General features: G+C 52.9%; 10 protein-coding genes. All 10 read left to right on the forward strand.

The window, feature by feature from the left end; all coding sequences use genetic code 11:
- Nucleotides 1-268 precede the first annotated feature (268 nt).
- Entirely contained in the window at nucleotides 269-1969 is a 1701-nt protein-coding gene (locus VE009_RS06490; RefSeq protein ID WP_325006569.1) for an Ig-like domain-containing protein, read from the forward strand.
- 285 nt (nucleotides 1970-2254) lie between these two features.
- Nucleotides 2255-3841, forward strand: a complete 1587-nt coding sequence (locus VE009_RS06495) for a response regulator transcription factor (RefSeq protein ID WP_325006570.1) — start codon at nucleotides 2255-2257, stop codon at nucleotides 3839-3841.
- Nucleotides 3842-4202: 361 nt separating this feature from the next.
- Nucleotides 4203-4970, forward strand: coding sequence for a helix-turn-helix domain-containing protein (locus tag VE009_RS06500; protein WP_325006571.1), 768 nt, complete (start codon nucleotides 4203-4205; stop codon nucleotides 4968-4970).
- A gap of 106 nt (nucleotides 4971-5076) precedes the next feature.
- A complete protein-coding gene (locus VE009_RS06505; RefSeq protein ID WP_325006572.1) occupies nucleotides 5077-6831 on the forward strand; it encodes an extracellular solute-binding protein in 1755 nt (584 codons plus the stop codon).
- 72 nt (nucleotides 6832-6903) lie between these two features.
- Nucleotides 6904-7806 (forward strand): ABC transporter permease, encoded by a 903-nt coding sequence (locus VE009_RS06510; RefSeq protein ID WP_325006573.1) that lies wholly within the window; start codon nucleotides 6904-6906, stop codon nucleotides 7804-7806.
- A gap of 63 nt (nucleotides 7807-7869) precedes the next feature.
- Nucleotides 7870-8748, forward strand: a complete 879-nt coding sequence (locus VE009_RS06515) for a carbohydrate ABC transporter permease (RefSeq protein ID WP_325006685.1) — start codon at nucleotides 7870-7872, stop codon at nucleotides 8746-8748.
- 68 nt (nucleotides 8749-8816) lie between these two features.
- Entirely contained in the window at nucleotides 8817-10580 is a 1764-nt protein-coding gene (locus VE009_RS06520) for a sensor histidine kinase (RefSeq protein ID WP_325006574.1), read from the forward strand.
- Nucleotides 10558-12198, forward strand: a complete 1641-nt coding sequence (locus VE009_RS06525) for a response regulator transcription factor (RefSeq protein WP_325006575.1) — start codon at nucleotides 10558-10560, stop codon at nucleotides 12196-12198. The genes VE009_RS06520 and VE009_RS06525 overlap by 23 nt, the downstream gene beginning before the upstream one ends.
- 28 nt (nucleotides 12199-12226) lie before the next feature.
- Nucleotides 12227-14431, forward strand: a complete 2205-nt coding sequence (locus VE009_RS06530) for a hypothetical protein (RefSeq protein ID WP_325006576.1) — start codon at nucleotides 12227-12229, stop codon at nucleotides 14429-14431.
- A 71-nt stretch (nucleotides 14432-14502) separates the two neighbouring features.
- Complete coding sequence (locus VE009_RS06535; RefSeq protein ID WP_325006577.1) at nucleotides 14503-15987, forward strand: alpha-N-arabinofuranosidase; 1485 nt, start codon at nucleotides 14503-14505, stop codon at nucleotides 15985-15987.
- Nucleotides 15988-16015: the final 28 nt, after the last annotated feature.

Genomic DNA, 16015 nt, shown 5'->3' on the forward strand with positions numbered 1-16015 from the left:
CGCCTTTTTGTTGCGCGGACATGGGGAATCAATCGAACCGGCTTTTCGGCAGAGTGTCACACTCAATAATATTTAAAGAAGATACTGGAATTTGTTGGGTGCCCCAATCCGGTAGGAATAATTATACTGAAGGGGCAGTGAACCGGAACAATGCGAGGGGCTATAAGGTAGTAGCCTTGGGCAGTGAATGGGGTTGGTCAAATTGGTTGGCAGCTAATAGTTAACCGTCTTTAGCCAAAACGTTAAATTAGAGAAGGGAGTTGTATGTATGATGTTTAAGAAAAGGTTAGTAACGATTTTATTGGTTTGCCTAAGCCTGTTATTCAACTTATCTACTGTCTTCGCGGCAGATGAAACGACGAGTACAACGTTACCGTTTATTCTTAAAAATGAAAACTTTGCGTTTCACGAGCGTACGGATGCCGTCATTATCGACGCGGGCAAAGAGGTTGTTGCCTCCTCGCTTTCTGTTTCCGATTTCGAAGTGCACGTGGTCGCTACAAGAAAAGTCGATCCGAATTTTGTAGCGTATGACGGTCCGCGCGAAGTCATTGATGTTTATACAAGCAACGTGAACGATTCGGGTTCTCCTTCCGATACCGGCCGCTATATCATTATTGATTTTCCCGATGTCGGATGGGGGGATGGCGGTTCGACGAGCGATGGCGGATATACATTTGATTCGAAGTACACGATTACTTATAAGGGTGCCCAAATTAATTTTGCGGACGGATCTTCCATCGTGCCCGAGGCATTCGTCCAGACCGGCGTCGTCAGTCCCGTCCTTGACCAATTTAAATATGCAAACTATAACGGGCTGGACTACAGTTACTTCTATAACGAAGATGTCGATAAGCCGCTGCCTCTAGTCGTGTTCTTCCACGGGGGCGGACAGGGCAACGATATCTATACTCCTATCAGATTTAGTAATGGCGGCACCGTATGGGCCAACCCCGAGAATCAGGCCAAGTATCCAAGCCATGTTCTGGCTCCTCGGAATGCGACTACTCCCGAGCACATGCATAAGGTCAAGGCAGTCATCGACGAGATGATAGCTGCCGGCAAAGTCGATCCGAACCGCGTCTATATTACCGGGTTCTCCATGGGAGGAGGCTCCACCTGGACCTTCCTTCGGACCTACCCTGACTTCGCCGCAGCGGCTGCACCATTATGTCCCGCAGGTGGACCTGGAAGCGTGGCGAACGCGCAAGCGGTAGCCTATTTGCCTCTTTGGACCTTCGTAGATGTTAAAGATTTCTTATATGATTCCGTTGTTAATACTGACAGAATTTACGGACCCTATTGGAACGACTCCTTGTTAACCATCCTGCAGGAAAACAGGCTGAATAATCCTCCTTATAATGGTCATGTATTCGATGGGCATGCCGTATGGCTTCCGGTCTATAACGAATACGTTCACCCAGAGCGGGGGATGCTCATAGACTGGTTATTCTCGAAGAGTAAAATTAGAGGCATTTCGGAAGTAGAGGTAAATACCGTGTCCGGGGTTGCTCCCATTCTACCTGCAACAGTGGCTGTTGAAGTCAATCAAAACTCGACGGGGGTTGTTTCGGAAGAACGGCCGGTTGTATGGGATGCCATTGATCCGCAAAGCTATGGTAACGACGGGCCAGGAGTCTTCAAGGTAGAGGGTACGATCGAGGGTACCGTTGAGAAGGCAGTAGCTACGGTGACTGTTGAGTACAGAAATCGGATTGCCGACCTTAAAGAAATCGTTGCTGGCCTGGATATTGTACATGGCAATAAGAATGCCCTGACGGTAAAGCTGGATCAGGCGGAAAAACTGCTGTCCGACACGAAACATGACAAATCTGCAGAAGCGGTCGAAATATTGAACGCTTTTATCGACCAAGTCAATAACTTTGCGAGTTCTGGAAAACTGTCTGAAGAACAGGCGATCGAGATGGTTGAAGCAGCGGAAGAGACCATCAGGAATATTACGAACTAAATAAACGACTAAATAGGCCGCATAAAATCTTAGGATTTTTGCGGTCTTTTCTTTTGCCTCCTCATAGATGCTTAAATACGCTGAACAAGCGACTCAGGAAAGGCGGGCCCTGCTATACGGGCTCGCTTTTTTTACATAAAAACCAATAATTTGTAATGTATTGAACCGAAATCAGACATGTTGTTAGCTCCTCATGCAGCCCGTAAAGTTCATTTATAAGGCGACTGCCCAAATTGTCGCTGGCTTTTCGGGTTTCCCGCTATACCTTCCAGAAAGGGTGGATCTATGTTTTCCGTTATCATTGTTGACGACGAATGGTTTGTCCGCAAAGGCCTGATGGGAATGGTGGATTGGGAAAGCGTCGGATCTCAAGTCATAGCCGAGAGGGAACATGGGGGGGATGCACAGAACATGATCCGGGCGAGGAAGCCGGATCAACTGATAACCGACATCCTAATGCCCGACGTGGACGGAATTCGGCTTATTCAGGTGTCAGCAGATGAAAAACAGGAAACGGATTTCATTTTCATTAGCGGCCATACCGACTTCGCCTGTGCCCAGCAGGCGAGGGGATGCGGCGTGAATGACTATGTATTGAAACCGATCGGCGAGGATCAAATGGTGCAAGCGCTAGAGGGGATCCGCGACAAACTTGCGGCCAAAAAGCAGTTGGAGGCGAGACGTAGCGCATTGGAGGGCGAAAAGTTGGTCGAGGATTTGATCCGGGGCGGCATGACCGAAACGGATCTTCTTTCGTGGAGGCTGCCATGGGCGGACGCTGGTGCGGCGGAGTTCACTTACATGCTGCTCGAATGGAATAACGTTCTTCCGTGGAACAGCAACGAGCTGCCTGCGAAGGACGATATGGAGCAAGGCATCCGCGAAGCGGTCCGCATAGCTGCTTCCTCGCATAGAGACCCGCTGATTTATGGACACCGGAGGGCGTATGGCGTTGTTGTTCCCGATGTGTATCTGGCTCCCTTTCAGGGAGATATAAGGGCATTTATGGATTCGGTGTTGGCAATGCTTCAAGAGCGGTTCTCGATTGAATTTCAGGCCTATGCCGGAATTTCCGTGCAGTCTCTTACGAAACTGCAGGCCTCTTACGTCACCGCCGTGGAAGCGATGCAGCACAAATTCCTGATGTACTCGAATCGAGTGATTTTATACTCGGACATCACCGGTCAGTTAGTTTATACCCTGCTTGATGACGCGGTGTTCTGCACGTTGGTTGAAGCGATTGAAGAGAACGACAGCGGGAAAATTGTACGGACTCAAGACCAAATGTTCGAGGAATTTCTGGAAAAACGTTTCTCTCCGGAGGCGATGAAGTCGGCCATCATTCAATTCGTGCATCACGTTGTGAGAACGATTCGAGGGATGGGAGGCGACGAGAAGGATCTCGCAAGCATCGCACCCGTCACAGGATGGCTGGACCATAATATTACGATCCGCGAGTTGAGGCGGATTGTTGAAGACTTTGCCTTTGAAGCGGCGGAAACAGTAAGCCGTTTGAATCAGGCAGGCAAAGGCGGAATGCTGAAAATCAAAAACTATATCGATCAAAACTTCCGCAGAAATATCAACCTAAAGGAGATCGCCAATCATTTCTATATGAATCCTGCCTACCTCGGACAATTGTTCAAAAAGAGCTTTGGAATCTATTTCAATGATTATGTCCTGCAGCTGCGCATCGCGGAGGCCAAGAAGCTGCTGAGACGGACGGACATGCGCGTCTATGATATCGCCGAGCGGATTGGATTCAATAACGCCGACTATTTCGTGAGCCAATTCGTGAAGCTGGAACGTATGACCCCGACAGAATACCGCAACCACACCCGGCAACCGGCGGGAAAGAAGAGACTGCCATGAACCTTACCATCTATGCTGACCATCCAACGAAGTCGGCAGCGCCAGCACTGCCGTTGACGCCGGCGCCGCCGACGAGTCGCCGCTCGGGCGGAGCGTGCGACTGGCATTAAAGGAACCGTTGCGATTCATAAAGGAACATACCCTCGCCTTTTGCACAGGCAGGTCTGTTCCTTTTTGATTTTATTAAGCGGTTTCAAAAAGTAAAGAAAGGGTAACGAAATCAAAATATGCGGATTGAAAACGCCCATTTTCAATGAGGATAATGAAAATGATCCGTTGATCGACCATAGCGGAATCATCGTGCACGAAAAATTGCAGTTATCGATTGCGGGCGATTTGTCTGAAAGCGAGGTACACGAAGGTGCATAAGGCATTGCTTATTGATCCCAACGTGCAATCGAGAAAAAAGACGGAGCACATGCTCAACTGGAGACAGTTGGGTTTTGTCCTAGAAGTCTATGCTGGCCATTTCGCCGGCATCATGAAGCTTCTTGAGCGGGAACACTTTTCACTATTGCTGCTGGATATGAAGCATTCTCCTTATCAGAGTTTGCAAATATGCCGCCAGATCCGTGGGAAAAGCCAGGTTTCTATTATCCTCGTCGGCGGCGACCGCGATTTCGAGCTTGCGAAGCAGGCGATGAGCTATCAAGTCAACGACTATCTTCCTGATCCGGTTCAGGCTTCCGAACTGACCGCTAGCTTGAAAGCGGTTAAACGGCAGCTCGATGTGCAGTCCGGTAAGGAACCCGTTACCGCCGTCGACGGCGGCCGCCGGCCCCGTCCGAAGGAGCCGATTATCGATGCAGTCAAAAAATATGTGGATAGGGAGCTGCACCGCAATATAACGTTGAAGAAAATATCGGAGGATTTACACTTTAATTGTGCCTATTTGGGGCAGAAGTTCAAACATCATGAAAATATGTCCTACAATGAATATGTATTGAAACAACGGATGGAAAAGGCGAAGCGGCTTCTGGAACAAACGGATCTGCTCATTTACGAGGTCGCAAACATGGTCGGGTATACGGATATCGACTGGTTCTATAAGAAGTTCAAAGCGTACACGGGAACGAGCGCTAAAGCGTACAGGGAAATAAAGCGCTTGCATGTAGTAAAGAGCGGGTAACGAAGTAAAAACTTGCACATTGTGGCTGCTTGAGCGGGATTACTATAATGAAAGCGTAGACATCGCATGCGGCATCGTCTCAAAAAGTTAAGATGGGGGAATGAAAATGGGTGGCAAGGCCGGAAAAAGACGCTACGCCAAGTCCATCACGCTGCTCATGGCGGCGATCATGGTACTCTCGGCTTGCAGCGGCAATAACGGGGGCGGCAATGAGAACGCGCCGGCGAATCAAGGCGAGACCGCAACGAACGAAGGAACGACGGAAGGAAACGGCGAGGCGTCAGGGAACGACACTTCGGCGGATCCGATGGGCAAATACGATCCTCCGATCGAAGTGACGACCATCCGGAATTTGAGCGATGTCGTCGAGAATAACGTGCTAGGCGTCCTCCAAGGCGAAACGCTGGAAGACAACCGATGGTCGCGTCTGTACGAAGAACAGCTCGGCATTAAAATCAAATATGACTGGGTCGTTAAGGGCAACCCCGATTCGGACCAATATCTGCAGAAGCTGAACGTGACGCTGGCGTCCGGAGAACTGCCGGACTTCCTTCCGGTAAGCCCCATTCAGTTAAAGCAACTGGCGGAATCCGACCTCATCGAAGATATGACGGAACTGTACGAGAAATACGCGTCCCCGCTGACCAAGGACATCTTGTCTCAGGAAGGCAGCGGCCCGTTCGACGCGGCTACGCTCGACGGCAAGCTGATGGCGATTCCGCAAGTCGAGCCGTCGATCGAGCGATCCATGTTTATCTGGATTCGTACGGATTGGATGGAAAAGCTCGGCCTTCCGCAGCCGAAGACGATGGCGGACGTGCTTGCGATCTCGAAGGCATTCGCGGAGAACGATCCGGACGGCAACGGCAAGAAAGATACGTATGGTCTCGGCATGACGAAGGATGTCTGGGGCGGAGCGATGGGGCTGGAAGGTTTTATGGCCGGCTACAAAGCGTACCCGAACATCTGGGTGGAGGATGCGGAAGGAAAGCTTGTGTTCGGCAGCATCCAGCCTGAAGTGAAGAAAGCGCTTCAAGAGCTTCAGAACATGATGAAGAACGGCCAACTCGACAAGGAATTCGGCATCAAGGACGGCGGCAAAGTGGCGGAAGACATTACGGCCGGCAAAATCGGCATGTTGTACGGCGAACAGTGGAACTCCATCTGGCCGCTGCAGCTCAATAAGAACAACGACCCGGATGCGCAATGGCGTGCATTCCCGATCGTATCGGAGAACGGCGAGCTGCCGAAAGTGCCCCAGAAGTTTAGCACGACGAAGTTTTTCGCCGTCCGGAAGGGTGCCGAGCATCCGGAAGCGGTCATCAAGCTTTTCAATATGCACTTAGAGAAAAACTGGGGCGAAACGGCTGAGTTCGACAAGTATTACGCGCCGAAGGAAGCGGAAAGCGTGTGGCAGCTGTCACCGGTACAACCGGCTCCGCCGAAGAAAAACGTTACGGCGTATCGCGAGATCGACGCGGCGCGCAAAGCGGGCGACATGTCGGTGCTGAAGGGCGAAGCCAAGACGATTCAGGAGAAGATCGATTTGTTTAACAGCGGCTCCAAGGAAGGGTTCGCGGTATGGGGCTGGGAGCGCATTTACGGTCCGGAGGGCTCGATGGGCATTACCGACCAATATGACAAGAACGGTCAATTCCTGATTGACAAGTTTGTTGGGGCGCCTACCCCGACGATGGTCGAGCGGAAGTCCACCCTCGAGAAGCTGCAAGACGAGACGTTCGTCAAAATCATTCTCGGACAGCCGATCGAAACGTTCGATAAATTCGTCGAAGACTGGAAGAAGCTCGGAGGCGAACAGATTACGCAAGAAGTCAACGAATGGTACGAAACAACGAAGTAATGGATCAGCAGAGGCAGGCGCCTACGGCCCCTGCCTCCTTGCTTCTCTGCACTCGAGACGGAGGGGATAGGTATGCGGAACAAACGAGCGTGGAGGGAGCTTCCCCTTCACTTGATGATTTTACCGGGACTGTTGTTTATCGTCATCTTCTCCTACATCCCGATGGCCGGTATCATGATCGCGTTTCAGCGATTCGTACCCGCAAAAGGGCTGTTCGGCGACCAGAAATGGGTGGGATGGGATAATTTCAATTACGTCATGGAGCTCCCCAGCTTCATGCAAGTGCTCTGGAATACTTTGTACATCTCCAGCTTCAAGCTGGTGCTCGGACTGCTTGTGCCGATCGTATTTGCGATTCTGCTGAACGAGTTGAAGAACGAAGTAATTAAGCGGACCGTTCAGACGACGATCTATCTTCCCTATTTCCTATCATGGGTCGTCCTGGGCGGAATCCTGATTGACCTGCTGTCTCCATCCGGCGGAATCGTCAACGATATGCTGAAATCTTTTGGAATAGAACCGATATTTTTCCTGGGAGACAACAAGTGGTTTCCGACCACATTGATTGTTTCGGACATTTGGAAGAACTTCGGCTATGGCACCATCATCTATCTGGCTGCGATTACGGGGATCGATCCGGGGCTATATGAAGCGGCGACGATCGACGGCGCGAACAGGTGGAGAAAAGCGTGGCATATTACGCTGCCCGGCATGCGGATGGTGATCGTGCTGCTGTCGGTGCTGAGTCTAGGCCAGCTTCTGAATGCCGGCTTCGATCAGGTGTTCAACCTGTACAGTCCGCAGGTGTACGAGAGCGGCGATATTCTCGATACCTTCGTATACCGAATCGGACTGTTGGATGCCCAATTCGGCGTGGCGACGGCGGTCGGCTTCTTCAAGTCAGTCGTATCGTTCGTGCTGATCGCGGGTTCATACTTCTTCGCATATCGGTTCGCAAAATATAGAATCTTCTAGGAGGAGGAAGCCTGAATGTCCGGCCCAATGGTAAAGCCTTCATCTGCCGCGCGCCCCCAGTCCATGAAAACCGGCAAGCCGTTCGATTGGTTCGCGGCCGTCAATACGACGTTTCTCATTCTCGTTGCACTTTTGTGCGTACTTCCGCTCATCCATATCGTCGCGGTATCGTTCAGCTCCAGCACCGCAGCAGCAGCAGGCTACGTGAAGCTATGGCCGGTTGATTTCACGCTCGCGTCTTATGAGTTTACAGGCGGCCGGGAGGGATTCTGGCGCTCGATGCTCGTCTCCTTGCAACGGATTGGGATCGGAACGCCGCTCAACCTGCTGCTGATCATCATGGTCGCCTATCCGCTGTCCAAAGAGTCGAAGAACTTCCGTTTTCGTCTCGTCTATGCGTGGATTTTCTTCATGACGATGCTGTTCAACGGCGGACTGATTCCATGGTATGTCACCATTAAAGAGCTCGGGCTCCTCGATTCCATCTGGGCGCTCGTTCTGCCCGGCGCGGTTCCGGTATTTAGCATCGTGCTGTTGCTCAATTTCTTCCGCGAAGTGCCCAAAGAACTGGAGGAATCCGCAGTGATCGACGGCGCGAGCCAGTGGACGACGCTCTGGCGAATTTATGTGCCGATCTCCAAGCCCGCGATTGCGACGCTGGCGCTGTTCTCGATGGTTGAGCACTGGAACAGCTGGTTCGACGGCCTGATCCTGATGGGTAACCCGGCTAATTATCCGCTGCAAAGCTATATTCAAACGATCGTGATTCAGCAAAACTTCTCCGCGATGTCGCGGGAAGACATTTTGAACATGGCGATGATTTCGGACAGAACGCTGAGAGCGTCGCAAATTTTCCTCGGCTCTCTGCCGATTCTGGCGGCCTATCCGTTCCTTCAGAAATATTTCGTCAAGGGTATTGTATTAGGCAGCGTAAAAGGGTAACGGAATTTGGATGAACCGGCGGCGCAGCTCTTGATTTATACTGTAGGAAAAGATCGGGGGAGACTGCGTTGTTCAAACGTCCCGAATTCTCTTTACGCAACACGATTTTTATTCGATTGGTGACGACGTTTGTACTGATCATGCTGCCCATCATCCTGCTCGGCGTCTATACGTATCAATGGAGCATTCGAACCGCAAGCGAAGATATTTCGAAGACGGCCGTCTCCCAAATTTCCTTCTATCTCGGCGACCTGGAGAATGAGATTGAAAGGATGAAACTGCTGCAGTATGGGCTGCTCGAGGACATCGATCTGAACAGGATCGCCATCACGTGGGAAACGATGGGAGATATCGAGCGGATGGAGAAAATCACTTCGGTGCTGAATCGCATCTATTCCCTGCAGAACAGCAGCGATTACATTCACAACGTCAGCGTCCATATCCGGCCGATCGCCAAAACGATCTCCTCGCTGAACGGCGCGGGAGATTTCGAAGGAGACCGGTATCGTGCGATTCGCGCCGATTTCGGCGGACAAGGATCGGAGCCCATTCAATGGGAGGGGAACCTATTCCTGAGCGCCGCCAAGCCGAGCGGCATGAAAGGGAGAGAACCGCTGTTTACGATCGAAATCGAGCTGGACAGCCGGAAGCTGAGGCAGGCGCTGCAGCAGTTTAACACGTACCCGGGCAGTAGTACCGTCTTGATATCGGGTCAACGGGGCTCCATGCTCGGAAGCGGCTTTGTCAGCGTGCTGGACAGCGAGACGCAGCAGCAGCTCGCCGGGATCGCCGACGGAGGGTCCGGAACGATTACGCTCGAGGACGAACGGTATTTCGTTTCCCATGCCTATTCGGACCGGCTGAACATGTCCATTTACCGTTTTATTCCGGAGCAAATCGTTCGCAAGCCCTTGGACAAATTTTATACATTGGCTTGGTTTTTCGCGGCAGGAGCCTTGGTCATCATAGCCGTGTACGCCCTTTCGACATACAAGTTCATTCACAAGCCGCTGCTCAAGCTGGTCAAGGGATTCCGCCGTCTGGAAAGCGGGGATCTCGAGCAAGCCATCGCTCACGAAGCGAACGACGAATTCCGTTATATCTATGCACGCTTCAATCAGATGGTCGTCAATCTGCGCACGCTGATCGATCAGGCGTATAAGCAGAAAATTATGGCGCAGCGAGCGGAGTTGAAGCAGCTTCAATCTCAAATCAATCCGCACTTTCTGTATAACAGCTTCTTTATCTTGAATACGATGGCCAAGATGGGAGACACGGATCGCATCGAGCAATTCACGACGCAGCTCGGCGAGTACTTTCAGTTCGTAACCCGCAATGCGTCGGACGAAGTAACGCTTAAACAGGAAATTCATCACGCCAGAATGTATACCAAAATTCAGGAGCTTCGTTTCTCCAGAAGAATCAAGGTCCGTTTCGACGAGTTGCCGGCGGAGTTGGAACGGGTCATGGTGCCTCGTTTGATCGTACAGCCCATTATTGAGAACGCATTCGAGCATAGCCTGGAGAAGATGACCCGGGACGGCATCATCGAGGTGCGCTTCGAGCTCTCGGAAGAGTGGGCTTGCATCGTGATCGAGGATAACGGCGATCAGCTGACCGACGAGGAATTGAGACGGATCTCGTCGGCCATCGCCCATGAAGACGATAGGTCGGAAACGACTGGCATCGTAAATATTCACCGCCGTATCGTGATCACATTCGGCGAAGGCAGCGGGCTGCAAGCCGCGCGCGGGAAACTGGGCGGGCTCAGGGTATCGATCCGAGTGCCGCTGAGGGAGGCGAGTACGTATGTACAGACTGCTGATCGTTGACGATGAAGCCATCATTACCGACGGTATGGCCGAAATTTTGGCCAAACTCGACATACCCGGTTTGGATATATGTAAGGCGTATTCAGGCGGAGAGGCGCTGGATTGGCTGAACAGTACGCGGATTGACGTCGTGCTGTCGGACGTCCGCATGCCTGGCATTGACGGACTTGAACTCATGGGGATCATCCGCAACAATTGGCCGAGGTGCCGAATCATTTTTCTAACCGGTTATAACGATTTCGATGCCGTATATCAGGCGATTCAAACCTGGGGCGTTCGCTATCTGCTGAAGACCGAAGGGTACGACAAGGTGATCGCAGCAGTGCAGGACGCGATCCGCGAGCTGGACGAGGGCCTTCGGACTGACCGTCACCTGGCGCAAGCCAGGGAGCAGCGCAATACTTTGGAAACGCTTGCGCATGGCGAGTATTTCCGTCATCTGCTAGCCGGCTCCGGCACCTTGAACGAGGAAGTGCGCGCCGAAGATTTCCGGAAGTTGAATATTCCGCTCAATCCGTCAGAGCCTGTCCTGCTCGTATTCGGCAGCTTGATTCGAGCGGCTGAGAAGCCGTCCTATGCGGACCGGCAGGAAGCGGCCATGGCCGTGAAGCTTCTGGGAGACTCCTTTCTTCGCGATATGACTCGTTGTGTCGGCATTATTGACCGATTCGGCGACCTGCTATGGTTGATCCAGCCGATTGCAGAAAGGCATGAAAGAGAGGATGAGGCATACGCCGGTTCCGTTCGTTTCCTGGAAGGGACGTTGGAACTGATCCAGGAGGCATGCCTGGAATCCCTGAATGTCGAAGCCGCGTTTATCATTGGAGGCGCCCCGCTTCCTTGGAAATCGCTCCCTCGAGCTTACGACCGTCTGCGCCAGCTGCAGCATGTCAGGGTGGGCGACGGAGCAAGCATGGTGATGACGGTAGACGTCGGCCAGCAGGATACGGCCGAACCGATTCGGGAGCGCGTGCGGACCGAGAAGATCGAGCTTCTCTCCGGGCATCTTGAAGGCGGACGAATGGATGCTTTCATGGATCTTCTGGAGGAGATGTCCGAGCCGGTGCGTAACGGACGGATGGTCCATGCGGCACAAGTAATGGAACTGTATTATTCCGTTGCGCTCGTGTTTCTGTCTTACATCAATCAAAGGCCGACCGACGACCACATTACGGCATCCGCCCTTCTGCGGTTCGACGCGCATGCCTCGTGGCACGAGGCGTTTGAATTTCTAACCCGTACGGCGGATACGCTTTTTGCGCTAAGACGTCAAGGGGAGAACAGCAGAGCCGCCGGCGCGATCGAAGGGATCCTCTCCTACATCGAGCAGCATTTGGCCGAGGACTTGTCCCTTGTTCGGCTGGCCAAGCAATCGCATTTTAACCCGTCTTATTTATCCCGTCTGTTCAAACAGGAAACGGGACAAAATTTGTCCGAATATATCGATCAGGCCAGGGTGAAGAAGGCGAAGGAGCTGCTTCTCAAAGAGTTGAAGATTCATGAAGTCGGCGCTCGCGTCGGCTATGAAGCGGCGCATTCGTTTACAAGATTTTTCAAGAAAATGACAGGTATGACGCCGCAAGAGTACCGGGAAGCGGCAAGAAGCGCGGAACTCTGATGCGTGGCGGAACATCAAAAAAGAGAGCGTGGCGATCTCCGTGAAAATGGCGCATGGCGAATATACCATCCTGTTTAAGGGTGGCGGTCTACAGGTTCAAAAGAACAATCGCTTGCTCTATTACAATGAACGTCCCCTGTTTGCAACAATAAAGACTTCATTTGCTCTTAGTGAATTTTATGACGCTCCTTACAACGAAGTCATCGAATCCGGCGGCAGCATCACGGCAACAGGCATTCTAGCCGTACCCTCCGGCTCTGCATTTTTGTTCACAGACGTGTATGAAACGACCGGCGCCGGTTTCAAGTTGAGCCGCAAAGTAAAAGTGCATAAAGCCGGGGACGATCTTGGGTTTTCCACCAAATTTTCTTTGGTCATGACGGAGTCGGACGATGTGCATGACTATAACTGTTTCGCGCCGGGCGTCTGGTATAGACAGAACGAATTCGCTCCGGATCATTTCTTCGGCAAGGACCTCAATAACGAATATTTCTGGCAGATGGAAACCCGCTGCGCCTTGCCTGTATTCGCCATGCAAAACATCGTGTCCGGAGAAACGGCGGCTTTCTCGCGCTGGGCATCCGACGTGACCATGAGATCCACCGATATCGTGCTGTCCGAAAACAGTGTAGATCCCCAGTTTACGGTCGGGGCCATCGGCATGAGCAAGCCGGAAAGCCGGACTTTGAACTATTTGTATTACGGATTTGCGGTGCGCAAGGAGTTCGAGGCGAAGATCGACGGTCTGTCCATCGATTATGTATATCCGGGATGCGATGGGCAGATGCCTGGAAGGAATCAGTTCGAGGGTCTTGACTATAAGGGAACATCCAAAACTTTTCGCCGCGTAAACCACCCTGTGGAAGTCGGCTTTGAGCAGACCTACGCTGTGGCGCTCCAATTCGGACAGTATAGCGACTACCAGCCTATGATGAAGGATATTTGGCGGACAACCTACAGCAGGATGCGGGACAAGCTGTTCAATGTAGACAATGAGCGTCATTTCCACAACTGTATGAAGATCCTTACTACATATACGCGGCAATACGGCGATGCCTATGGTCTGCCCTTTGCCTGCCAACTGCCCGATATGGATGTATCGACCGTGTCCTTCCAGTTCGGCTTCGTGGGACAGCAGCCAGGCATCGGCTACCAGTTGCTGCGTTATGGCGACAAAGAAAACGATCCCGATGCCTATGAAAAAGGGGTCCATACGATTGACTTCTGGGTAAGGACGGCGATGACCGATTCCGGCTTGCCTCACATGTGCTACCACCCCGGAATCAAGGAGTTCGAACCGTACCCGCATTATATCCGGATGCTTGCCGACGGCATCGAGGCGATATTGGATGCTTATCTGTATGAGCGCAATAGGGGCGTAGAGAGGCCGGCCTGGCTGGAATTTTGCCGCAAGACCGCCGATTGGCTGGTGCGTATTCAGAACGAAGACGGCAGCTTTTACCGCGCTTATCATACCGACAGCTCCATCCGTATGGACTCGAAGGCCAACACGCCCAGCGTGATCCGCTTCTTGGTGCAGTTCTATCTGGTTACGGGCGACGAGAGATACAGAACCGCCGCCGCCAAGGCCGGGGAGTGGTCTTTCGACAATGCTTACCGGAACATGGAATACCGCGGGGGCACATGCGATAACACGGATATCATGGATAAAGAGGCCGGCATATACGCCTTGTTCGGGTTCCTTGCCCTGTTCGATCTAACCGGCGAGGACAAATGGCTGGAGGGCGCGATCGGGGCCGCCGATTATACTGAAACCTGGACGTATGCGTGGACGTTCCCTGTCCGTTCCCCCATGCCAAAGCATCCTTTCAATAAGTATTCGATTAGCGGACAGAGCATCATTACGATCGGCGGGGGCGCCGATGTGTACATGGCCGCCTGTGCGTATACGTACTACAGGCTGTATGTGATTACAGGCGATGAACATTATCTCGACTTTGCGGAGTTCATTCACAAGAATACTCGGCAATCCAGCGATGTAGACGGCAGCATCGGATACGTCATGCCGGGCTTGGGACACGAAAGCGGCAATTTTACCAGCCAAACATTGGAAAGCCACTACCACTGGCTGCCTTGGTGCACCTTTGTGGAGGTTGATCCTTCGTCCAGGCTGTATGATACCTTCGGCGGCTATGAAATTGCGGACGCGCAAAAACTCAGTCCGGAGGAACGGGCGGCAAGAAACCGGATTTATGACTCCTTCCTCTCATGATGAACATGAGAGGGAGGAAACCATGCAAGATGAATGAACAATGAAATAGACAATAAGGGAGAGTTTATTCGATGAAAGCAACGATTACCGTTCATGCCGATCAAGCGTCCGGTACGATCAGCCGCCATATCTACGGACATTTCGCCGAGCACCTAGGCCGCTGTATCTACGAAGGCATCTGGGTGGGCGAGGATTCACCGATTCCGAATACGCGCGGCATCCGCAACGACGTGCTGGAGGCGCTGCGGAATCTTAGCATACCGGTGCTCCGCTGGCCGGGCGGCTGCTTTGCCGATGAGTACCACTGGAAGGACGGTGTCGGCCCGCGGGAGCAGCGAAAGCGCATGGTGAACACGCACTGGGGCGGCGTCGTAGAGAACAACCATTTCGGCACGCACGAATTTTTCGACCTGTGCGAGCTGCTTGGCACGGAGCCGTACATTTGCGGCAACGTCGGGAGCGGCTCGGTACAGGAAATGCAGGAATGGGTCGAGTATATGACTTTCGAGGGCGAATCCCCGATGGCCAACTGGCGGAAGGCCAACGGCCGCGAAAAGCCGTGGAAGCTGAAGTATTTTGGCGTCGGCAATGAGAACTGGGGCTGCGGCGGCAACATGCGGGCGGAATATTACGCCGATGAATACCGCCGTTACCAGACGTACGTGCGGAACTACGGCGAGAACCGGATTTACAAGATCGCCGGCGGGGCCAACGTCGACGACTACCATTGGACCGATGTGCTAATGCGCGAAGCGGGCGGTCATATGGATGGGCTTAGTCTGCACAACTACACGGTGCCTGGCGGATTTGCGGTCAAACGTCCGGCGATCGGGTTCGACGAAGCGGAATGGTTCGAAACCATGAAACTGACTCAGCGTATGGACGAACTGATTACGCGTCATTCGACGATTATGGATCGGCACGATCCGGAGAAGCGGATCGGCCTGATCGTCGACGAGTGGGGCACTTGGTACCAGGTGGAGCCGGGCACGAACCCCGGTTTCCTGTACCAGCAAAACTCGCTTCGGGACGCGCTTGTAGCGGGGCTGCATTTCCACGTGTTCCACCGGCACTGCGACCGGGTGCACATGGCGAATATCGCCCAGACGGTGAACGTGCTGCAGGCGATGATCTTGACGGAAGGCGCGAAGATGATCCTGACGCCGACCTACCATGTGTTCGAAATGTTCAAGGTGCATCAGGACGCCGAGGCGCTCGCGCTTCATCTTGAGACGGGGGAGTACCGCGTGGGCGAGGAAGCGATCCCGCAGGTAAGCGCGTCGGCGTCGAAGCGGGCCGACGGCACGATCGACATCAGCCTGTGCAACGTCGACCCGAATCGCGAGGCTTCCGTGTCGCTGCGGCTTCGCGGACTGGCGGGATCGCCGAGCGTCAGCGGCCGCGTGCTGACGCATGCCGACATGAACGCGCACAACACGTTCGAGCAGCCGGAGACGGTGAAGCCGCAGCAATTCGACGGCTTTTCGATGAGCGGCGGCGAGCTGTCGGCGACGCTGCCGCCGATGTCCGTCGCCGTGTTGACGCTTCGCGTCTAAGCCATGCGGGACGGCGACTGCAAAGGCT

The sequence above is a fragment of the Paenibacillus sp. genome (assembly GCF_035645195.1).
GTDB lineage: Bacteria > Bacillota > Bacilli > Paenibacillales > YIM-B00363 > Paenibacillus_AE.